We start from the raw sequence: 23,409 nt of genomic DNA, 5'->3' as shown, positions 1-23,409 counted from the left end.
TCAGAACCTTTTTACAGGTTTAAATCTGACACATTATTCTATAATATAACGATTGTACCGGCAAATTCATTCAATTTCATAAAAACAATTGCTCTAAGGCTAATAGGAGAGTTTATAAGCTACTACTTTGTTTTTAAAGAAGGTAGGAACAATCACCAAATTTTCCTCAGGAATATAGCCGATGTCTGCTGTATTTGACTCTTCGGCTGAAGTGTCCAATAATTTCACTTCCTGACCATTTTGGATAAGGTAAATTTCACCACCCCATTTACTGGCAATAAAAGTATCTTCATCAAGAACGATTAAACCATCACCACCGGTAACAGCACTGTTTATGATTTCAAAACTCCCATCGCTTTTATATTGTTTAAAACCATCGGCATCAAGTCCATACAATGTGTTGCCATTACCTATACGTAATCCATTGATATTGGGCTGGTTTTCTGCAAATGTTTTGATCTCACCATTTTCTAGGAATAAGATTTTATTGGCTTTCATGTCTGTGAAATAGACCCTATTCCCATCGTTGTCTGCATCGTTCAAAAACACCGCATTTTCTACCTCATAGGATTTGTTGATTTTTCCGGTAGCCATTTCAATCTCTAATAACCTGTCTACATCAGTAACGTACAGGTAATCACCCATTACGGTCATTCCTTTAGGTGCATTCAACCCACTTACCCAATTTCTTTCAACGATCTCTCCTTTGGCGTTTAGTTTGGAGATTGAGCCAACACCATCTTTTTCTGAAGGACCACCTTCTATATTGGCAACATAAATCATTCCATCACTTTCTTCATAATGCGCCGACTCATTTGTGGTAAGCTCAGCCGCGGTTTCCCATACCTTTTCCAGAGAGGCGGCCACAGCAGCCTGTTCAACTTCTATTTCATCGCTGGACTCTTCCTTTGCTGACTCAGTATTTTTCGATCCGCAGCTCCATATGGCAAATACACTTAAAATAAAACTGTAGAATAAAAACTTGCTATATTGTTTCATTGTTGTGGTTTTTGGTTGAACATCAAATTTCGATAATTTTTTGATGAAAACTTAATGTTCATTAAAAAATGAATGTTTTTGTGCTTAGTTATAATCCTGTAGATGCGTATCTTTAGTGAAGCGTGTACTAATTATTTTGGTAAATACATCTAAATACCCTGATAAATGAAAAATTCGAATGCTTTTTTATACTGTTTAATCGCTGTAATATTTGTCTCGTGTTCTTCATCCTCCTCTGAGGAGCAATACCTGGATCTTTCAGATGAAGAAAGATTAGTCCTTGCAAAAAAAATTGCACACAATACTATAATGGTAGACGGCCATGTGGATTTACCCTATAGAATGAGAATAGGAGGGTTTTCACTTCAAAAGGAGATTTTAAATGTGGCAGAGCGAACAGAAGGAGGGAATTTTGATTACCCTCGTTCCAAAGAAGGGGGGTTGGATGCTCCTTTTATGTCCATATACATTCCCTCAAGATACCAAGAATCAGGAGGGGCCAAGGTGCTTGCAGATTCACTTATCCGGATGACAAAAGGGATTGCAACTACCTGGCCTGATAAATTTGCAATGGCTTACAGTCCACAAGATATACAGCGTAATTTCGAGATGGGTAAAATTTCCCTTCCTCTGGGTATGGAAAATGGAGCACCTATAGAGGACGATATTGGTAATGTGGAGTATTTTTATAATCAGGGTATACGGTACATAACCCTAACACATGGTAAGGATAACCTGATTGGAGACTCTTCCTATGACACTACTTATACCCATGGTGGATTAAGTGAATTTGGAGTGAAAGTTGTTAATGAAATGAATCGTTTAGGTGTAATAGTTGACATCTCCCATGTGTCTGATGATACATTTTATGATGTGATGGAAATAAGTAAAGCCCCAGTGATAGCCTCTCATTCATCAGTACGTCATTTCACACCTGGTTTCGAACGAAATATGAACGATGACATGATATCCAAACTGGGAGAAAAGGGAGGAGTCATTATGATAAATTTTGGGGGAGATTTTATTGATGAAACCTTTGGTGAAAAAAGCAGCAAGGTCAATGAGCATATTGTGAATTGGCTAGCGGATAATAATAGGAAGAGGAGCGATCCTGAGGCCATCGCCTACATAGAGAAATATGTTCTTGAAAACAATCCTTTTCCATCTGTTGGAAAGGTGGCTGACCATATAGACCATGTGCTCAATTTGGTAGGTGTTGACCATATTGGGCTTGGTTCAGATTTTGATGGAGTTGGTGATACTTTGCCAACCGGCCTCAAGGATGTGTCAATGTACCCAAATCTAATTGCCGAACTCCTTAAGAGGGGGTATAGCAAAGAGGATATAGAGAAAATCTGTTATAAGAATATTTTCAGGGTTTGGAATGAGGTGATAGCCTTTGCTAAATCAACCTAATGTAGCTTTAGACATTAATGGCTCAAAATAGTCTTGGTACTTAAAAAGGTAACTTTGGATTTGATTAATAAGGTAGGATTTATCTGATTTATTGTTCGCACATGAAGGGGATTGCCTGAGGTCAATTGGCTTATCTTGGTATTTATTAGATAATAAACTATTCCTATCTTTTGTATCGAAGAAGATGAATAGCTATTAGGTATCATAATAAAGATCAAATTTTGTTCAAATTGAATAAGTTGTTTGTACCACGAATAACTATTAACTTCACTTTAATTAAATGCAAAATCATGGCAGTTAAAAGGGGTTTAAACCTGAAAAACGCATGGGTTTCGTAGAAGCCTTTTCTAATTGAATTTGAAAAACGAAAATTCCAAGGAATGGCTTTTGCTTGAAAGTGGTTATATAGATTAAATCAGAGAAAAATTCAATATGAGTCAGATAGAAAACAGTTTTCAGGAAGCACAGGAAGCCTTTTTAATTTTAAAGCAACAAGGGAGTAAAAAGAGGGCTGCATTTTTAAAAGAGGTAGCCAGTCAAATCGAACTTTTAAGGGAAGATTTAATTCCACTTGCCGCAAAAGAATCACATTTACCTGAAGGGAGAATTACCGGAGAACTAGGAAGAACACTTGGGCAAATTAATCTATTTGCCAATTTGGTAGAAGAGGGAAGTTGGGTCGAAGCGGTCATCGACCATTCAGATTCAGAAAGAAAACCTGCTCCAAAACCTGATATTCGTAGAATGCTAAGACCCTTGGGCCCAATTGTGGTTTTTGGTGCCAGTAACTTTCCATTGGCTTTCTCTACAGCTGGGGGGGATACAATTTCTGCCTTGGCATCTGGTTGTCCTGTACTGTACAAAGCCCATCCGGCCCATCCTGAAACTTCAAGAATGGTAGCCAAAGCAATAAGTTCAGCAGTAAGCATTTCTGGATTGCCAAAAGGTACTTTTCAACATATAGAAGGAGGAATTGACACTGGGCAGAAATTGGCGACCCACCCTTTGGCGAAAGCTGTAGCTTTTACAGGTTCTTTTAAGGGGGGGAAGGCACTGTTTGATGCATGCAATAAAAGAAAGCTACCGATCCCCGTTTATGCTGAAATGGGTAGTGTTAATCCAATATTTGCCATGGAAGCCTACTTAAATGAAAACCTGCTAGCCGCTGCCAATGCTTACGCAGGATCTTTGGTTTTAGGTGTGGGACAGTTTTGCACAAACCCAGGGTTAATTTTCGTACCGAAAGCACAAGAGGAGGCTTTTTCAGAACAGGTAGTAAGCCAGTTAAAGGAAGTAGCCGGAGCACCCATGCTACATGAGGGGATTTGTAATACCTATCATCAGGCCTTGAAAAACCTTGCCAAATCAGACAAACTAGAGTGGTTATTGACTACAGAAGCTTCTCAAATACTTACTGGCAATCCATCCCTAGCGAAAGTGAAAGCAAGCGATTGGTTGAATGAGGAAGCCTTCCAAGAGGAAGTTTTTGGTCCCTTTGCCATTATGGTTGTTTACGAATCCCCTGAAGAGCTTGAGCAAGTTGCGGTTAGGCTAAATGGGCAACTTACCTGTACGGTATGGGGAGAATCTACTGAATTATCAGCCAACAAAGGTTTTCTAAACCTCATTGAAGAAAAATGTGGCCGATTGCTATTTAAGGGTGTTCCAACTGGAGTGGAAGTGGGGCATGCAATGCAACATGGAGGCCCTTTCCCTTCAACCACCGACAGCAGAAGTACATCCGTTGGAAGTCATGCCATCACCCGTTTTGCCAGACCTGTAGCCTTTCAGGATATGCCAGAGGCTTTATTGCCGGAGGAGCTTGTAGAGGCAAACCCATTAGGGATTCTTAGAAAAGTTGATGGAGTTTTTGTTAGGTAAGTGGACAAAGCAAAAAATACGATATTATTTTGGCAGGCTAGGGATAACAATTTCACTAGTCTGCCATTCTTTTTTATAATGGTATTACCAATACCAATTAGAAGCTTGATTGCGTATTTCGAGTTTATAGAATAACAAGGTCATTGATGACTCCTTTACCGTATTTTTCAGCAATGAGTGTCAATACCTTGGTTTTATTCATCATAATTTCCTTTTTAAGTGGGCCAGAACTTATCTTTACATAAAGGATTTTTTGCCTCACTGATAGACTTTGCGTTCGGGAAGCTACAGTTTTACCCATCAGTTGGCTCCATTCCTGTATCACTGTTTTTTCTGAAAATTTATCCTTGATACGATAAGCCTCCAAGAGTTCTTCAAATACTTCTTTTAGTGGGGAAGTATTCCTTTTTCTGGTGGAATCATGCGAATATTTTTTCATAGAATAAAGATAAGGGGAATAGCTTAGATAAATAATTTTGAAGCGATGTAATCTGCAAGAAGTTTCCCTTTGTCGCTAAGGGTAATCATGCCTTCTTCGATTTGAATCATTCCCTGCTCTTTAAAGCTTTTAAGGTTCTCACTATGTAGGAGCAAAAGGTTAAAATTGTATTGCTTTTCCAGCCATTTCGTATTTATACCCCAAATGGTCCTTAGTGCAGTGAGAATGTATTCATTGATCCTGTCTTCCTTCGACAGATGGTCTATTTCAAAAGCAAGCATTCCAGATTGTAGCAGCTTGATGTATTTACCATTATTGCTCAGGTTGTGTCCACGATGAAAACCATCGAAAGAATGAGAACCAGGTCCAACACCCAGATATGGGATGCCTTTCCAATAGTTGCTATTGTGAATAGAATAGGCATTTTCTTTAGCAAAGTTTGATATTTCATATTGGATATATCCAGCCTCTTTTAGGTATTGCTGTAAAATCTCAAATTGCTCTGCCTGAAATTCTTCTGTAGCTTCCTTAAACTTGCCTTTTTTTTCCCAGACACCCAACACAGTTTTGGGTTCGACTGTAAGGCAGTAACTGCTGATGTGTTCTGGGTTTTGTTCCAAAGTGGCCTCCAAATCTTTTTCCCACAAACTATGGTCTTCATGGGGGAATCCATAAATCAGGTCCATAGAAAGTGTTTTGAACCCTGCATTTCTAGCCTTTTGAATCACATTGAGCGATTCTTCGGCATTGTGTGAACGGTTGTAAAACTGCAAAACTGAATCGTGAAAACTTTGAATGCCAATACTTAATCGATCTATTCCTAATGACAAAAGTTCCGAAAGTTTTTTGTCGTTCAGATCGTCAGGGTTGGCTTCGAGTGTAGCTTCCTGAATATTGCAATCGTAATTATCCTGAATGGTATCCCAGATTTTTCTAAGCTGTTCAATTGGTAAAATTGAGGGAGTTCCTCCTCCAAAATAGATGGTTTCAATGAGAGGTTCCATTGATAGATAGCTTTTTCTTTCTACCAATTCCAGGCAAATCATGTCTACCATTTCTTTAAGGTTCAGCCTGTTGGTGCTAAAGTGAAAATCACAATAACGGCAAGCTTGTAGGCAAAATGGAACATGGATATAGATGCCGGACATAAAGTGGATTTAGTGTAATAAAGGCTGTCCCAAATGCTGTGCTGGGTATTAAGTTGATAAAAGCTTCACTCTCCTCTTTATTTTACTAAAATGCAGCAGTTAAAGTAAGACTTAAATGATACCAAGATGGACTTTGGGAACAGTTAGGAGCAAGACATAATTGATCATTATTTATTACTCAAGTGCAAAGTTAAAGATAATTGGGTTTAGGTTTTAGTTTTTGGTGATAATTGCCTTAATTTTGTAAGTGTCAGAAAAAAAGAACCCTAACCAATGCTATTGATGAATATGAATCGAGTATTTCCGTTGATTTGTTTGTTGTCTGTTATCTTCTCTTTCCCTGTTTCTGCCCAGATAGAAGTCAAAAAGAGTCTGGTAGCAAAAAATGCTGAATTAGTCAAAGTGGGAAATGGATATGGTTTTACAGAGGGACCTGCTGTAGACAGAGAAGGCAATGTGTTTTTTACAGATCAGCCAAACAATAAAATATACCAGTGGAAATTTGGAACTGGAGAGATAATTGAATTTACTGATGCCTCAGGAAGAGCCAATGGCTTGTACTTTAACCGTGAGGGTGAGTTAATTGCCTGTGCAGATATGGATAATCAGCTTTGGTCTTTCGATAAAGAAGGAAAGTCAAAGGTTTTGATTGAAAATTTTAAGGGCAAAAAACTAAATGGACCCAATGATTTATGGATTAATCCTCGAGGTGGGATTTATTTAACAGATCCCCTTTATGAAAGGAGTTATTGGGAAAGAGATCCTGCGATGCAGCAAGATGGAAACCACCTTTATTACCTTGGCAAAGATGGCTTGCAATTTTTCAGAGTAGATGAAAACCTTGTTAAACCAAATGGGATTGTAGGGTCTTACGATGGAAAGAAATTGTATGTGGCCGATATCGGTGCAAAGAAAACCTATGTTTACGATATAGAGGAAGATGGTTATTTGACCAATAGACAGGTTTTTGTGGAAATGGGCTCTGATGGAATGACCATTGACAATAGAGGTAATCTTTACCTTACCGGTGAGGGTGTGACCATTTTTAACAATAGAGGAGATAAGATTGGGCATATTCCAGTAGATGCGAAATGGACAGCTAATGTTTGTTTTGGCGCAGGAGATAGGAAGACATTGTTTATCACCGCTTCAGATGCTGTCTATACACTCCAAATGAAGGTGAGGGGTGTTTGGTAAAAAAGGTTGTTTATATTTTTTTTGTTGTAGTGTCCTTTACAGCATTAACAGTAATGGCACAAGAAACTGCTTACACGCTAAATACAAAACTGTTTAGTGATGGTAAGCTCTTGAATGAAATGACAGCCTCATTTCCGGACAGTCTTGGAGTTGTCGATTATTCACAATCTGTTAAAGACTCCTTGCAGTTAGAAGGTTATTTTCATCCTGAGCTAAAACTCACTTATTCAAATGAGCAAGAAATTGTCCTAGAGGTAGAAACAGGCATTCAGGCCAAGTGGCTTACCTTAGGTAAAGGCAATCTAGAGCCATGGATCTTATCCAGGTTAAACCATCCACTTTTGTCAGTATCAGAAAGGCCATTTCGGTACAAAGAGTTTAAAAAATTAATGGATAAAATCCTTGATATCGGGCAAAACAATGGGTACCCTTTTATCTCAGTCAAGCTTGATAGCATTCGCCAAATAGACAATGGTATTTCAGCAAGTATTTTTATGGACAAGGGGCCATTGATTACTTTCGATACCCTTCGGGTCACCGGGAATTCCAAAACCAAGGCGATTTATTTGGCCAGAAAGCTAGGTGTTATGCCAGGTGAGCCTTTCTCTCAAAAGAAAGTGATGGATGCCACCAAAGCCATTAAAAACATACCTTATATAAGTGTTGTGAGTAATCCGGAACTGTCCTTTCAAAATGAAGAGGCGACAATCTATTTGCCCGTAAATGATCGAAAGATCAATAGTCTGGATGGGATTGTAGGTTTGCTCCCTAATGAGATTGAAGCGAACAAATGGCTGGTAACAGGTCAGTTTGATCTTCAATTATACAATATAGCAGGTAGAGGTAGAGATTATGTGCTGAATTGGCAGCGTCTAAGTCAATACTCTCAAAATTTAAATGTAGAAGCCAGAGAGCCATTTGTATTTGGAACCAACCTCGATGTAAGCGGTTCTTTTTCTTTGCTTAAGGAAGACACCACATTTCTAAACAGAACCTTTGCCCTTAATATTGGATATCAGTTAGGCCCTAGTACTTATTTGAGTTTTTTTGGCAAAAGGCAAGCTGGAGATCTATTAGCAATTAGTGGTTATGAAACGTCCACCAGCCTGCCAGAAATTGCTGATTTTAGATACAATAGCTATGGAGCTACTTTTACCTTCAACGGTGTGGATGATATTATTTTGCCCAAGCAGGGATGGCAATCCACTACAACATTTGGACTAGGAAACAAACAAATCCTAGAGAATACGGGGCTTCCAGCCGAGTTGTACGAGGGGATTACCAAGACTTCACTGCAGTATTACGTACAGACCAATTTGGCTTACCATCACAGATGGCCACAAAATTTAGGATTAAAATTGGCATTGAATGCGGGTGAGATGAACAATTCTAACCTGTTGTTAAATGACTTATTCCGGCTAGGTGGTTTGCGCTCTATTCGTGGATTTAATGAAAATTATTTTTATACCAATCGCTATATGTACTTAAATGTTGAGCCAAGGTTTTATTTTGGCACCTATTCCTATTTCCTATTATTTACAGATGTGGGCAGGGTAGAAAATAAGGTAGGCAATACTCCGGGAGAATGGCCCTTTTCATTTGGAGGTGGATTAAACTTGGAAACCAGCGGAGGGATATTTAAATTCGTGTACGCATTGGGCCAGGCCGGTAGTCAGCCTTTAGGTTTTAATTATTCTAGAATTCATTTTGGTTTTACAGGTCGTTTTTAATGAGGTGCATTGGTCAGATATTATTGCTACAGGGACTTTTTTTATTGCTATTGTTCCTTATCCCTTCCAGGTCCTTTGCACAGGTTTTGGTAAATTATGATTCCGCCATTTATGAAAATGTTTCAAACAGTTGGGGCAAGAAAAATGAGTCGGTTTCTGTCATAGTCGATGCAAACCAGTTTCCCGATGCTTCATGGCGGATTAAAATTCCTGCGGGTACAAGCTTATTTTTTAATAATGATTTATGGGAATACTATCCTAGGGACACCGTCTTGTTGATCAGTAATCAGGCAACAGTTCCCTTCAAAGGAGAACAGGGGAAATTAGAAATCACTGCTTTTAAACGGGGAATATCGGCGGAGGACTTTTCGCTAAAAAAGGGCTATTTTAATACGGTAGTGAAGGAGAAGACATTAGGGAATGTGCTAACAAAACGAAATAGAGACGAAATACGAGATTTTTTCTTTATCGCATTGATTGCAATACTGTTTCTGATTGCCATTTTCAGGGCGTTTTTTCCTGCCATTTTCGGTATTTTTTGGAATCCAAGAAGTGTTTTTTCTATTGAAGATATTTGGGAATCGAGCAGTTTTTCTAAAATTTATTCTGCCGAATTATTATTTTACCTTGTACTGATCAATATGAGTACTGGTTTACTGGTTGTATTGGTAATTCACGGATTGGGGATTGACTTTTATGGAATGGGCTTGGACGGGGAGGTTGAGAAATTGGTGTATGGCTGGTTGATTTTTTCCTTGTTGTTGACAATTATCACCTTCTTTAAGTTCATTTGGTTGGGGACAGGCGCGTTTTTATTCAATTTAAAAAAAATAGCGTTCCCTCATTTTTTTTATTTATTAAAGGTTAGAGGCTTCGCTCTTTTCATTACCATTTGTATGCTTTTGGTGGTATATGCAAACAATTGGCTTTCCTTGTACGAGCATTTCTCTTATATGTATTATACTTTTATTATAATATATTCTTTGGGATTAATAGGATTGACAATATGGTTGTATAAAAAGAATGGATTTAATAATTATCATTTATTTTCTTACCTTTGCACCTCTGAATTGATCCCATTTTTGGTTATTTGTAAATTACTCCTAGGATAAGGAAAAAAAATAAAAATGACGCAAGCAACAAAAAACAGACTAAATCGAGTTAGGAGCATCTTGGTCTCACAGCCTAAACCTACCGATGAACGGTCCCCCTATTTTCAGTTAACTGAAAAGTATAAGATCAAAATTGACTTTAGGCCTTTTATACAGGTTGAGCCAGTGTCTATAAAAGATTTTAGGAAGCAAAAAATAGAGATTCTCAAGCATACGGCTGTTATATTCACAAGTAGAAATGCGATAGACCATTTCTTTGGAATATGTCAAGAATTAAAAATTGAGATGCCTGCAGACATGAAATACTTTTGTATTTCAGAGCAAACAGCTCATTATCTCCAAAAATATATTGTTATCCGAAAAAGAAAATTATTTGTAGGTACGCGTACGGCAGCTGATTTATTTGATTTCTTCAAGAAGCACAAATCTGAAAAATACTTGTTCCCTTGTTCTGATATAAGGAAAGATGATATACCTGAATTCTTGAGTAAAAACAATATTGATTTTACTGAAGCCATCATTTATCATACAGTAGCAGCAGACTTGTCAGACTTGAAAGATATTAAATATGATATTTTGGCATTTTACAGCCCTTCTGGAATTAAATCTTTGTTTCATAATTTTCCAGATTTTGAACAAGGAAAGACTAGAATCGCTGCATTTGGACCTACTACAGCCCAAGCTGTAAAGGAGATGAACCTTATTATGGACATTGAAGCACCGCTTCCCAATGCCCCTAGTATGACCGGTGCTTTGGAGTTGTATATAAAAAAAGCAAATAAAATCTGATTTCTTTTAATCTTTTTACTGGTAATTTCAGTTTAAATGTGTAGAATAGATTTCCAAATGCAAAATTTCTTGTACGCATGAACAAAAGAATTTACCTGTTAACCTATGTGTTGTTTGGGATGGCTTATTTTCTGGATTCTCCGAAGGCCATTGCTCAACAGGATGCCCAGTTCACTCAGTATATGTACAACGGCATTTTTTATAATGCTGCTTTTGCAGGTAAAGAGGAAGGATATTCTATTACAGCACTACATAGGAGTCAGTGGTTAAATTACAGTACCAGTTCAGGAGCAGGTGGCGCACCTACGACTCAGTTGCTTTCCTTTTCTGGTAGAATGAAAAAAATACCTTTGGGATTTGGATTGGTAGCAGTAAATGACCAGATCGGCCCATTCAATAACCAAGAAGTAGACCTTTCGCTTGCTTATCATCTTCGTTTAGGAAGAGGGAACTTGAGAGTAGGGGCTTCGGGTGGATTTTTCTCTAGTACCATAAAGTTTGGAGAATTTTCCCCAGTCAACCCAGATCCTAACATCCCTTCAGCGGGAGATGAAAACCAGTTGAGGCCAAAAGCCTCGGTAGGGATATTGTACGATAGAGGTAATTTTTATATGGGGTTAAGTAGCAGAAGTCTTAATGAGCCTGCTTTTGATTTCGGAAGTGGTAGTTTGGCAAACCAATTAGAAAACCACAATTATTTACTAGTTGGGTATAAAATAAACACTTTTGCACAATTTAGTGTTGAACCTAGTATATTGGTGAAATCAGTATCATTAAATACTTTTTCTTATGACTTTAGCGTTATAGGCACATATAATAAAAGAATTAGCCTAGGTATGGCTTATAGGTTAGAAGAATCGGCATCAGTTTTGGTGGGGTATAGTTTATTGAAAGATAACTCACTTAGATTAGGGTATGCATTTGACTTGGTAGTAGGTGGCGTTCAAGCGAAAAGGCCGTCTTCACATGAGTTTATGCTTACCTATAATTTACCAGAGGTTTCGAAACAAATTGACAGAATTATTCAAAGGACCCCACGATTCAGGTTCTAGTAATAAGAATTTTATTAAAGAAAACCTTGCGATTTTCTAATAAAATCTGTTAAATTTCGAATTAGTTGATTGTTTAAATGGTTGAAAATGAATGTAGTTACTTTATTGTCATTTATGTTAAGAAAAATGAATCATAGCTTTTTGACTCTGGTTTCAGGGTTATTAATAATGACACTACTTCAAGGTTGTGGGCTTTTTGGAAATAAAGGCACAGCTAGTGAAAAGCTCAATAGAAGAGGAGAGGTAACTGGCGTGCCTAAAAGGTCAGGATGGCAGCAATCGTTACCCTTTGAAATGGTACCAGTTAAAGCTGGGACTTTCTGGATGGGACAGGCAGATGAAGATATAGGCGTAAGCAGAGCTTCAACTAATAAGCAAGTGACTATTTCTGAGTTTTTTATGGACAAGTATGAAGTGTCCAATAACAAGTACAGACAATTTCTTGATGCAGTTAGAATGGGGGATTTGGCTTTAGGTACACCAACTACTCAAGCAGATCCACCTGATTTTGTTTTGGAAGAACTTCTTCCGGATACCACCATTTGGTCACAAAGTTTTACTCACCATTATGGAGATCCATTGATGGAATACTATTTTGATCACCCTGCATTTGATGACTATCCTGTAGTAGGGGTAAGTTGGGATCAGGCGAAGAAATTTTGTGAATGGAAATCCTATCACATGAATGCCAATGACGATTCGGAATTTGACATGCCTAAATTTCGTTTGCCACTTGAAGCAGAATGGGAATATGCATCCAAAGGAGGTAAAGACATCGCCAAATATCCTTGGGGTGGCCCTTACTTAAAGAACCGAAGAGGCTGTCTGATGGCTAATTTTAAACCAGGAAGAGGAAATTATATTGATGATGGTTTTGCTTATACAGCTCCGGTAGATGCTTTTGCACCTAATGGCTATGGGCTTTATAATATGGCGGGAAATGTTTCAGAATGGGTGGAGGATGCATACAATCCAGCTGCCAATTCATTGATTTGGGACATGAACCCAACTTATATAGATTCTACAGAAAGTCGAAAAGTAGTGAGGGGTGGATCCTGGAAGGATGTAGGTTATTTTTTAGAAACAAGTTCAAGGAATTTTGAATATCAATTTGTACAAACAGCACATATAGGTTTCAGAACTACCATGACTTATATTGGAAGATCAGGATCTATGAGTAGTAATTCCAACAAACGAAGCAGGCGATAATTTGCCGTTATTAATGTTAAACCAAACTAGCAAACCGTTTTAAAATTTTTATTTTTACACAATATGTCTACAAAAAACAACACTTTCGCTTATAAATTTTACGGCTCGATAATGCCTAAGATTTACGGAATAGGGGCCTCAATTGTTATTCTTGGTGCAATGTTCAAGATTCTAGACTGGCGTTTTTCATCAATAATGATTGGTGTTGGTCTATCTACAGAAGCGCTAATATTTTTTCTATCTGCATTTGAGCCAAAAAATGAAGAAGTTGATTGGACAAAGGTTTATCCTGAACTAGAAGATTCAAATTCAGGCGTTGCCCCTACTAGAAGAGCTACGGTGCAAAATACAGATCAAACAGCTCAAAAAATGGATGAAATGTTGTCTAAAGCCAAAATTGGGCCAGAACTAATAGAAAGCTTAGGCAAAGGAATGCAAAACTTAGCAAGCACTACGGAGAAGTTGGGCAGTATATCAGATGCAGCTGTAGCAACCAATGATTACGCACAAAATGTGAAGAAAGCATCGAAATCAATGCTTGAGATCAATGACTCTTACACAAAAACAGCTAGTGCACTAGCTGAGATGGCGACAGCATCCGAAGGAGCAAAAGCATATAAAGATCAATTGGTAAATGTTACGAGAAGCCTTTCTGCTTTAAATAATGTTTATGAAGAAGAATTGAAAGACTCCAATATGCATGCTAAAACAATAAGTAAATTCTATTCCAATATTTCAGTGGCAATGGAAGGCATTCAAGAAGCTGGAAAAGAAACTGAAACGTTCAAAACTGAGTTGGCTAAACTTAATAAGAACGTTCAATCATTAAATAATGTGTATGGTGGCATGCTATCAGCCATGAAGGGTTAATAACTCATGATTCCAATCAAATTTTTATTTTTATAATATAATAAAGTTAAATAGCTTATGGCGGGTGGTAAAGAAACACCAAGACAGCGGATGATCGGGATGATGTACTTAGTATTGACCGCTCTGCTGGCTTTACAAGTAAGTAACCAAATCCTACAAAAATTTGTATTGATCAACGATGGCTTGGAAAGAACTGCGAAAAATTATGTCCAGAAAAACCTTTTTTCTGTGAACATAATTTCTACAACGGTAGAGCAGCAAGGCAATAATATAGTAGATATTCCCAAAGTTGAAGCAGCTAAGGAAATTAGGAAAAAGAGTACGGAACTCGTTAGCTATCTGGAAGAGGCTAAAACTAGATTGATAGAAGAATCCAATGCAATTGATGAGCAAGGTAACTTTAGAACTTCTGCATTGAAAAATGTAGATATTCCTGGTAATATCTTTAACAACAATCGTTTGGGTTATGAAATGCAGGAAAAGTTGAATAGTTTCCCTGCTGAAATTGAGCAAATCCTTTCCGAATTGAAGATCAATAAGTCATTTGAAAAAATCGCTAAGGATGCCAGTGAAATTGATCTTTTTAAAAATGATGTTGATGTAAATTTCAAAGATTATGTCAACCTCAATTATGTCAAATCACCAATTGGTGCAGTTTTAGCTATCATTAGTCAGCATCAAAATGAAGTGTTGAATATTGAGAGTGAAGCTTTGACGGAAATCACCAACTCATTAGGGTCTTTTATATTTGAGGCGGATAAATTGAAAGCAAGAATCGCAGCCAATTCTAATGTAGTGGCTGCAGGTACTACTTTCGAAGCAGAAATGTTTTTGGCTTCCTCCTCTTCATCAACCGATTTAAAAATGACGGCTGATGGAAGAAGTGTACCTGTTGAAGATGGGTTTGGTCAAATAAAATTCCCAGTTGCACCGGCTTCAAATTATGACGATAGAGGTTTAGCTGCCAGGTCCCTTAAAGGAGAGATTACTGTTCCTATAGGCGGTCAAGACAGTGTATTTACCATAGATTATGACTATTTCGTTGCTCAGCCTGTTATCAAGGTGAGTTCTGAGGTAGTCAATCAGTTGTATGCTGAGTGTGCCAATGATTTGGTTATTGAAGTTCCTGCTTTAGGTAATTCATATGCACCTTCTTTTGACGTTGCAGGTGGCCAAGCCATAAAAGGATCTAAACCTTCTGAAGTGACCGTAATACCTGTAGCTTCAGGAAAAGTTAATATTACAGTTTCAAGTGGAGGTAATAAAATTGGTACCGTAGGTTATGACATTAAGCCTGTGCCAGCACCGACTATTCGTCCATTCAACGGTGATACGCAGATTGATCTTCAAAATCCAATCCCTGCAAATGGATTGACTAACCTTCAAATTAGAGCCATCCCTGAACCTACTTTTGGTAGAACAATGTCCAGAGATGCGAACTTTGAAGTGACAGCAGGTGAGGTAAGGCTTGTTCGAAATGATGTACCTCGGGAGAGTGTAGCCATTTCAGGAAAGAATGTAGCTGTTAGAAACCTTTTAGCTCAAGCCCAATCAGGGGATAAATTAGTTGTTATCGTGAGGGAAGTTACAAGAACCAACTTCAAGGGTAATAAAATCAAAAGTTCTGTGACCGAAGTTTATCCTATCTCCATTAAATAATATTAAGGGATCTGCATCGTTCTATATTTAAATGAAAGAAATCATGAAAGAATTAAGGAAAGGGATTGGGCTGCTGGCGGTTGGTGTCTTAACATGTTGTTTTTTTGCTACACCTGCTTTTTCCCAAAACAATGCCAATTCTGGAAACCCCGGAGTAGATTTAGGTGATGGAGGATTTGATGTAGATACCATTTATTCTGTTTTGCCTATAAGGGAGTCTGATAAAATGTACCAAATAGGTGTTTGGAGAAGAATTGACCTTAGAGAAAAGTACAATTTGCCATTTTATGGTACCGGAGGATTAAAGTTAGATGGAATCATGATGAACATCTATGATGCTGTAATGGAAAATTCCATTGAGGTCTTCGCTGATGAAGAATTTAATGAAAGATTGTCTATTACTGATTTTCAAACCAATTTCTTAACGGCTGAAAACGGTGATTCTATCTTTGTTAAAGATTTGTATTACTTAGATTTTAGAGAAGATTTTGTTTTTGATAAGCACCGTTCTGAAGTAAGGTTTGATGTGAAATACATTGAATTGGTTATGCCCTCAGAAACCAATTATGGGGTTGGACAGAAAACCATTGCTTTCATTAGATTCAGAGATTTCTACAATTACTTTAATACAACGGATCATGGTGAGTGGATGAACTTCGAAAATATTTCAAAAAATCTACCCTATAGTCAAGCATTCGATTTAAGGTTATTCCGTTCTGTGGTGAGGAAATACACCAATCCAGAAAATGCACTTATTGTCGATATGATAGATCCAGGAGATCCAAATCAACAATTGCAAGCTTATTTGAAATCCATTGAGTTTGAATATGAACTTCTTGAATGGGAAAATAACCTTTGGGAATGGTAACAGGGTTACCTTTATAAACAATAAAATAAATGCAGGTACTTTATCAGTACCTGCATTTATTTTTTATGTATGGCTTCCCAAACCTTCAACCCCTTGTCATTTCCAATGACATTGATAATCTCATCTTGTGAAGCTGCTTCGATTTTTTTGTAGGATCTAAAGTGCTTCAATAGTTTTTGAGCAGTGAGTTCCCCTATTCCTTCAATAAATAATAGTTTGCTATTGAGTGCACCTTTACTTCTGAGATCACGGTGGAAAGTGATAGCAAAACGGTGTGCTTCATCCCTAATCCTTTGAATTAATCGCAAGGACTCAGATTTTTTATCAATATAAATAGGGTATTGATCTAGTGGGAAATAAATCTCCTCCAATCGCTTGGCGATACCTATTATTGGAATCTTTCCATATAGATCAAGGTCTCTTAAAGCACTCACTGCTGATGAAAGTTGACCTTTACCTCCATCTATAACAATTAGTTTTGGAAGTGGCTTCTCCTCCGATACAAGCCGCTTATACCTTCTGTAAACAACCTCTTCCATACTTGCAAAATCATCAGGCCCTACCACTGTTTTAATGTGATAATGTCGGTATTCCTTTTTTGCGGGTTTACCATTTAGAAAACAAACCATACTGGCAACTGGGTTTGTCCCCTGGATATTGGAGTTGTCAAAACACTCGATATGATTGGGTAATTCGTTTAAAGAAAGGTCTTTCTTTAATTGAAGTAATACCCTGTTTTTTTTGTCTTTCCCCTCATCTGCGAAGGATAGCTTTTCTTTTTTATAGTAGAGCGCATTTTTGAGACTGAGCTCTATTAATTTTCTTTTGTCTCCTATTTTTGGTTGTACCAAGGACAATCCTTCAGGACTATCTTCAAAATCCAGGTTTACAAGCACCTCTTTTGCGTCACTTAGAAACTGATCTCTAAGTCTAATAATTGCCGTTAATAGTAATTCTTGATCAGGTTCGTCTAACTTCTTTTTTAATTCTACTGTTTTACTAAGGGTAATGGCACCATTTTTTATCCTTAGATAATTAACGAAAGCAAATTTTTCCTCACTTACTATGGTAAAGACATCTAGACTTTCTGTGGTAGGGTTTATGACTAGAGATTTAGCATGATAGTTTAAAAGTGAATCTAACTTTTCTTTGAAACTTTGCGCACTTTCGAAGTCCAATTGTGCGGCACTTTCATTCATTTTTTCTTTAAAATAGCTCTTTGCGATCCCAAGGTTTCCTTTGAGAATGTTTTTAGCCTGTTCAATGTCCGCCAAATAACTCTTTTCATCCTGAAGTCCTTCACAAGGCCCTTTACAATTGCCCAGGTGATATTCCAAACATACTTTGTATTTTGAAGATGAGATTTTTTCTGGTGATAGATCCAGTCTACACGTCCTTAGTGTAAATAATGAATGAATGAGCTCCAACACATTGTTCATGGCCTTAACGCTTGCGAATGGCCCGAAATACGTGCCCAAAGAAGGGATTACTCTCCGAGTGCTGTAGATCCTTGGGAAATGTTCATTTGTAAGTAGGAGGTAAGGATAAGTTTTATCATCCTTAAGAAGGATATTGTATTTGGGTTGGGATTTTTTTATTAAGTTATTCTCAAGTAACAGTGCGTCAAACTCAGAATTGACTATGGTAATTTCGATCTTTTTGATCTCCCTTACCATTTTTTTTGTTTTTTGGTTTATGCCTGTATTCTTGTTAAAATAACTACTTACCCTTTTTTTAAGATTTTTTGCTTTACCTACATAGATAAGTACATCTTCTGCATTGTAATACCTGTAAACCCCTGGCAAATCAGGTAACTGATTGTGGTTTGCAGGTAGATAGGAAGGAGATTGCATGTCCATATAGACAGTTGTAATCGGTTTTTATTTTTACTAATCGAATTTGTTGGCGATTGGTTTAATCGGGAAAAAGCATTCTTGTAGTAAATTCAAGTACATCAAATTAATTTGGCTTATAGTTTTGCGCTTAAGCCATCGCTTGCTTAACCTAGATTTAGTGTTAATTGTCAGGCTTCTTTTGAATCCTGACAATTAGCAGCTTAAAAATCAGTTGTCGTAGCATCATAGTCAAATTCCTGGTATTCCTCTGTTTCCAGATCATATTTGGAACAATCTATCTCTATGCTGATGGGTCTTTCTGGTTTTGGGAATGGACCTTTGGTGATACCTAAAGAGCTGTCTTCATATACCTTGCTCATGAATTTTGACCAAATTGGCCTAGCTGTTCTTGATCCTTGACCATTTATCCAGCTTCTGAAGTGTATGGCACGGTCATCACCACCTACCCAAACTCCACTTACCAAATCTTTGGTAATGCCCATGTACCAACCATCGGAAGCATTTTGGGTAGTTCCCGTCTTACCTCCAATTTCATTGCCTTCATCCCTAATACTCCATGGTAAGCCCTGACTTGTTCCCCCTTCTTCTTCAGTACCACCTCGAAGCATGTACACCATTATATAGGCATCCTCTTCGCTCATTGCAGGTCTTTTCCTTGGGATGAATTGGTGGAGAACATTGCCATTTTTATCTTCTATTCTATCAATATAAATAGGGGTAATGTGTTCGCCTTTGTTGACAAATGTGCTAAAAGCACCCACCATTTCCATTATTGAGACATCCACTGTGCCAAGGGCCAAGGCTGGTACAGCTTCTAACTCGCTGGTAATTCCTATTCTTTTTGCTGTTTCTACTACCACACCCGGACTAAGTTTTTTCATCATGTAGGCCGTGATTGAATTGACAGATTGGGACATGGCAGACCGGATGGTCATGCGCTCATAAGTGAATTTTGAATCAGCATTTTGAGGTCTCCAAGTGGGTTGGTTTGGGATGTTAATCTCCACAGGCTGGTCAATTACTGTATAACATGGACCATAGCCATTTTCTATTGCAGCAGCATATACGAAGGGTTTAAAGGTTGATCCAGGTTGCCTTTTTCCTTGCTTAACGTGATCGTACTTAAAGTGGGTATGGTTAACACCACCTACCCAAGCCTTGATATGTCCAGAATGTGGATCCATGGATACAAAGCCAGTTTGAAGGAACTTTTTATAGTACCTCATGGAGTCCATGGTGCTCATCAATGTGTCTATATTTCCCTCATAAGAAAAAACCTTCATTTTTTTCTTTTCATTGAGCTTGTATTCAATGCTGTCCGTATTGTCGCCATAGCGAGACCTAAGATTTCGATAAGCTTCAGTCCTTTTTACAGCTTTTTCGATGAAACCAGGTATGGGTCTACGGTGTTCGTCAATCCATGGCTCTCGATCCCCTATTTCTTTCTCAAAATTCTTTTGCAACTCCGACATGTGTTCCTGTACTGATTCCTCTGCATATTTTTGCAGTCGACTGTCTATGGTTGTATATATCTTCAGCCCATCTCCAAAAAGGTCGTAATTGGTTCCATCAGGCTGTAGGTTTTCTTTAGTCCATTTAATTAGGTCAGCCTTAACCGCCTCTCTGAAATAGGTAGCCAAACCTTCGTTGTGGCTTTCTACCTGATACTCCAACTCTAATGGTATAGCAGCTATTGAATCAAATTGAGTTTGGGATATGTATTCTCCATTTTTCATTTGAGCCAAAACGGTATTTCTCCTACGGGTAGAGTTTTCAGCATTGTATACTGGGCTATAGTAGGAAGGAGCCTTTAGTAGACCTACCAAGGTGGCGGACTCTTGTATACTAAGATCTCTGGTGTCTTTATTAAAGAAAGTTTTAGCGGCTGTCTTAACTCCAAATGCATTGCTTCCAAAGTCAGAGGTGTTGAGGTACATGGTCAATATCTCATCTTTGGTATATGCACTTTCCAGTTTAGTGGCAACAATCCACTCTTTGGTTTTAATGATGATCATTCTTAATACAGGGACATTACTTAATAATCCCTGTGAATCGCCTGATCGGGTTTTGAAAAGATTCTTTGCAGTCTGCTGACTTAAGGTACTACCACCACCAGCATTTTTTTGTCTTAGCAATATGGATTTAACGAAAACCCTGGCCAATGCACGCGGGTCAATTCCCGAATGGTCTTCAAACCTCTCATCTTCAGTTGCAATCAAGGCATTGATTATATTTGGAGAGAGTTCATTATAGGTGACAGGTGTTCTGTTTTCCCTAAAGTATTTACCTAGTAAGACCCCATCAGCAGAGTAAAGCTCGGAAGCCAGTTCGCTATCAGGGTTTTCTAATGATTCAAATTCGGGCATTTCTCCGAATAGACCCAGAAAATTGGCATTCACTGATACTACAAATAGCACGAAACCGACCAGACCTAAAATGAATGCAAGCCACATGTATCTGATTATCTTCACATAAAGAGGCTTGGTGTTTTTATTTTTAATTTTACTCATATTGGATATCAATAAGCTTTCTTATAGAAAGACCTGTATTCCTTAATGTCTTTCCGTTTATTGAGTTGTTGGAAATTCTCAATTGAAATTACAAAACTACTATTTTTTATTTCCTCAGTTAAGGAATCATTATTAAAACTATTTAAAAAGGCCTCTTTATAGGCTATTGATTTTTCAGCATCGGAAAATGGGCTAATTATTAGTATGGTTGTTTTTTGTCCCAGAGAAATTGTACCAGTTCTTAAACGTGCACTGGAAAAATTTGAATTATGAAAACTTTCGAGGGCAGCCGTCAGGTCGCTTGCTTTTTCAGCCACATCAGTATTCATTGGCAGGATAAATATATGGGTTTGGTTAAAATTCTCTTTGTATGGGGATTCAACATTGGGGACATCTGGCAGGTTTTCTGAAACAGCAGAAGGTTCCTCTTCTTTATTTGTTTCTGCGGTAGCTGCTCCCATTGAAGCAGTATCATCTTCACTTACCGCTTTCAATAATTTTTCAGCAAAGTCCAATAACTCTTCTTCCTTTGTTTGCTGTAAATAGGTTTTAAGTCTTTCTTTATAGGTCTCCAATGGTTCTAACTGGCCAGTGATCATAATGTCCAATAACAATAATCGATCCGTATTTTTTGTTAGTGGATATTCGTTTAAAGTTTGCCTAACAATTGTCCTAGCTTCTTCATAAGACCTGTCCTTGAAGTATTGGTAGGCAGTTTTATAGTTTTCGCCAGACGCTAAATTCGCTTTGGATCCGGACACCTTATCTGGGTTATTGATAGATTTGGTATATTGAGAATTGGGGAATTCTTGATTCAACAATTGGGCATACCTATCTGAATCTTTTTCTAAATCCTTTGTGGCTAAGTACAAGGTGTAAAAAGCCTCTGGTTTTTTTAATGTTTGTGGGTATTTTTCGATTAAAGCTTCCAAATACTCAATTGCCTTATCTGGTTGCTTGAGGTCGAAATAAAGTAATTTCCCTAAATTGAAGTAGGCCTCCTCCATCTGATCCACCATTTGCTCAAGAAGTTCGGGAGAATTGGGGATTTGATTTAATAAGGCAGCTTTATCAGGAAGGTTTGTGGTGATAGTATTGCTTTCATTGTTGTTATCAGAATTATTTGCTTCACCGCTGTTGTTATTGTTTCCTACATTGACAGCCTCCTGAAAACCCCTGTCGCTAGTCCTCCAGTTATCCGACAGCTCTCTGTTTCCCCAAATTTGAGCAAACTCTAAAGCTCCCTTTTGAATGGCCACAGGATTATCCCAATAAAAAGTAGCCCCTGAATTGCCACCGAAAGCCAAAAGATTTTCAAACCTTCCCGGGCTTTTTTTATCCTTGGCCAATTCAGCTTCTTTAATTAACCTTTCTTCCTCCATGGCCAAAAAATCATCTACAAATTTCTCTTGATCTTCAGGGCTGAGCTTGCTGAGCTGAATAAGGCTGTCGTTGGTGGTCAATAATTCATAATTTAAAGCGTATTGGTCAAAAATTATTTTTTTTGCTGAAAGCAATCCATAATTTTTATCTGTTTCTTTAAATTTAGATAAGGCACTATCGAGATAGTATTTTGTTTTGAGGAAGTCTTCTTTTTCGTTCAGATAAACTTCAGAAAGTGCTTCGTAGATATACCCCTTTTGCCTGTCATTTTCTGTCACTTCCTTGGCCGCCAGGGAGTAAAGACGAATGGCCTCATCCAGATTCCCCTGTTTTTTTTCAAACCTGCCTTTTTCGAATAATATAACATCCCGAAAATCGACGTTTTTATTGTCTTTGTAGAGGTCATCATAATATTCTCGGACTCGTTTCAGGTCCTTACTTCGTTCAAGTTCTGCTACCTGCTGTGAATACAACTGGGCAAAAAAGGTACGTTCGTAGTTAGGACTTCCAGAGACTGACTTTTGGTAATATTCGTAGGCAAATGCATCCAATCCTGATTGCTGATAAAGCTGAGCTAAAATAAAATTAATCCTCGAGGCTTCGGATTTGTCTTTGGTATATTCTAGCGATTTGAACAGTGAGGGGGCCATTAGCTCCATTTCTCCCCTGGCTTCGTAATAGTAAGCCAAGGTTTTGTAGAGGTACTGTTTGTTTTCGTCATTAATATTTTCTTCTTTAGAAAGAAAATCGATCACAAAGCTGGCATCTTCAAATTGCTGATGATCAATGAAAGACCTTAAAAGCTGTATCAGTGCAATATGTCTCACATCGTCCTGTTTGCTATTGACGTTTAGGAATTTAAATGTGTTTTGTGCTTCTTCATATTTGCCTTTGTAGTAGTCAACCTTTCCTATAAGAAAGTAGGATGGATCGACCCAGTCACTGATTTTATGCCAATCCACAGCTTTAGACGCCATTTCTCGGGCTTCCTTTAATAATTCTTCTTTGGCTTCGACAGTAGCACTATCTATAGGATAAAATACAGGCAACACCTGGGAGAAATCTTCTTGGTATTCATTTTGTATTTCTTTTTCTAATTCCAGGATTTTTTCTTTGGCATAGTAATACGCGTTAAATCTGGCCGTTGTGTTATGGTATAACCGGTTGGTGAAAGTGTCTTTTTGTGAAGAACAAGAAGGCATCAGATTCAAGGCAATAGCCAAAAAGAAAAATATAATGTTCCTTTGCAATGTTTTTAAGTTTGAATTCTTGACCAAATTAGTTCTTTTGG

The 23,409-nt window shown here is 37.8% G+C and carries 17 protein-coding genes; 11 read left to right on the top strand and 6 right to left on the bottom strand.

Annotation, left to right across the window (positions count from 1 at the left end; all coding sequences use genetic code 11):
• Positions 1–99 precede the first annotated feature (99 nt).
• Positions 100–999, bottom strand: coding sequence for a YncE family protein (locus CA2015_RS05250; RefSeq protein ID WP_048640952.1), 900 nt, complete (start codon positions 997–999; stop codon positions 100–102).
• 165 nt (positions 1,000–1,164) lie between these two features.
• On the opposite strand from CA2015_RS05250, the gene CA2015_RS05245 reads away from it, so the two are divergent.
• Together CA2015_RS05245 and CA2015_RS05240 are read left to right on the top strand one after the other, a co-directional pair.
• Positions 1,165–2,415, top strand: a complete 1,251-nt coding sequence (locus CA2015_RS05245) for a dipeptidase (protein WP_048640951.1) — start codon at positions 1,165–1,167, stop codon at positions 2,413–2,415.
• A 432-nt stretch (positions 2,416–2,847) separates the two neighbouring features.
• On the top strand, positions 2,848–4,296 hold the full coding sequence (locus CA2015_RS05240) for an aldehyde dehydrogenase (NADP(+)) (RefSeq protein ID WP_048640950.1): 1,449 nt from the start codon (positions 2,848–2,850) through the stop codon (positions 4,294–4,296).
• Positions 4,297–4,420: 124 nt separating this feature from the next.
• On the opposite strand, the gene CA2015_RS05235 is transcribed toward CA2015_RS05240, so the two are convergent.
• A complete protein-coding gene (locus tag CA2015_RS05235; RefSeq protein WP_048640949.1) occupies positions 4,421–4,735 on the bottom strand; it encodes a DUF721 domain-containing protein in 315 nt (104 codons plus the stop codon).
• 23 nt (positions 4,736–4,758) lie between these two features.
• Positions 4,759–5,883, bottom strand: coding sequence for a radical SAM family heme chaperone HemW (gene hemW, locus CA2015_RS05230; RefSeq protein WP_048640948.1), 1,125 nt, complete (start codon positions 5,881–5,883; stop codon positions 4,759–4,761).
• A gap of 288 nt (positions 5,884–6,171) precedes the next feature.
• Here hemW and CA2015_RS05225 point away from each other — a divergent pair, with 288 nt between their 5' ends.
• The 9 genes from CA2015_RS05225 to porN all read left to right on the top strand — a co-directional run bounded on the left by CA2015_RS05225 (position 6,172) and on the right by porN (position 16,369).
• Positions 6,172–7,080, top strand: coding sequence for an SMP-30/gluconolactonase/LRE family protein (locus tag CA2015_RS05225; protein ID WP_394332061.1), 909 nt, complete (start codon positions 6,172–6,174; stop codon positions 7,078–7,080).
• Between the two features lie 53 nt (positions 7,081–7,133).
• On the top strand, positions 7,134–8,810 hold the full coding sequence (locus tag CA2015_RS05220) for a POTRA domain-containing protein (protein ID WP_048640947.1): 1,677 nt from the start codon (positions 7,134–7,136) through the stop codon (positions 8,808–8,810).
• Positions 8,810–9,922, top strand: coding sequence for a DUF4271 domain-containing protein (locus CA2015_RS05215; protein ID WP_048640946.1), 1,113 nt, complete (start codon positions 8,810–8,812; stop codon positions 9,920–9,922). Before CA2015_RS05220 ends, CA2015_RS05215 begins: the two co-directional genes overlap by 1 nt.
• Positions 9,923–9,937: 15 nt before the next feature.
• Complete coding sequence (locus tag CA2015_RS05210) at positions 9,938–10,711, top strand: uroporphyrinogen-III synthase (protein ID WP_048640945.1); 774 nt, start codon at positions 9,938–9,940, stop codon at positions 10,709–10,711.
• A 77-nt stretch (positions 10,712–10,788) separates the two neighbouring features.
• The gene (locus tag CA2015_RS05205) at positions 10,789–11,763 is read left to right on the top strand and encodes a PorP/SprF family type IX secretion system membrane protein (protein WP_048640944.1); all 975 of its coding nucleotides are present in this window, start codon (positions 10,789–10,791) and stop codon (positions 11,761–11,763) included.
• Positions 11,764–11,877: 114 nt separating this feature from the next.
• The gene (gene porK, locus CA2015_RS05200; protein ID WP_048640943.1) at positions 11,878–12,972 is read left to right on the top strand and encodes a T9SS ring complex lipoprotein PorK/GldK; all 1,095 of its coding nucleotides are present in this window, start codon (positions 11,878–11,880) and stop codon (positions 12,970–12,972) included.
• A 63-nt stretch (positions 12,973–13,035) separates the two neighbouring features.
• Positions 13,036–13,842, top strand: a complete 807-nt coding sequence (gene porL, locus CA2015_RS05195; protein WP_048640942.1) for a type IX secretion system motor protein PorL/GldL — start codon at positions 13,036–13,038, stop codon at positions 13,840–13,842.
• 57 nt (positions 13,843–13,899) lie between these two features.
• Positions 13,900–15,501, top strand: coding sequence for a type IX secretion system motor protein PorM/GldM (gene porM / locus CA2015_RS05190; RefSeq protein ID WP_048640941.1), 1,602 nt, complete (start codon positions 13,900–13,902; stop codon positions 15,499–15,501).
• Between the two features lie 43 nt (positions 15,502–15,544).
• Positions 15,545–16,369, top strand: a complete 825-nt coding sequence (porN, locus tag CA2015_RS05185; protein WP_048644365.1) for a type IX secretion system ring subunit PorN/GldN — start codon at positions 15,545–15,547, stop codon at positions 16,367–16,369.
• 56 nt (positions 16,370–16,425) lie between these two features.
• Here porN and uvrC read toward each other — a convergent pair whose 3' ends face one another.
• The 3 genes from uvrC to porW all read right to left on the bottom strand — a co-directional run bounded on the left by uvrC (position 16,426) and on the right by porW (position 23,368).
• Positions 16,426–18,222 carry an excinuclease ABC subunit UvrC gene (gene uvrC / locus CA2015_RS05180; protein WP_048644364.1) on the bottom strand — a complete coding sequence of 599 codons (1,797 nt, stop codon included), beginning with the start codon at positions 18,220–18,222 and terminating at the stop codon, positions 16,426–16,428.
• A gap of 203 nt (positions 18,223–18,425) precedes the next feature.
• A complete protein-coding gene (locus CA2015_RS05175; RefSeq protein ID WP_048640940.1) occupies positions 18,426–20,735 on the bottom strand; it encodes a penicillin-binding protein 1A in 2,310 nt (769 codons plus the stop codon).
• Positions 20,736–20,743: 8 nt separating this feature from the next.
• On the bottom strand, positions 20,744–23,368 hold the full coding sequence (gene porW / locus CA2015_RS05170) for a type IX secretion system periplasmic lipoprotein PorW/SprE (RefSeq protein ID WP_084012002.1): 2,625 nt from the start codon (positions 23,366–23,368) through the stop codon (positions 20,744–20,746).
• Between the last annotated feature and the right edge of the window lie 41 nt (positions 23,369–23,409).

The sequence above is a fragment of the Cyclobacterium amurskyense genome, assembly GCF_001050135.1.
In the GTDB taxonomy this organism is placed as follows: domain Bacteria; phylum Bacteroidota; class Bacteroidia; order Cytophagales; family Cyclobacteriaceae; genus Cyclobacterium; species Cyclobacterium amurskyense.
The sequence above is the reverse complement of the archived record's forward strand: the minus strand, read 5'-3'. Positions and strand labels throughout refer to the sequence as shown.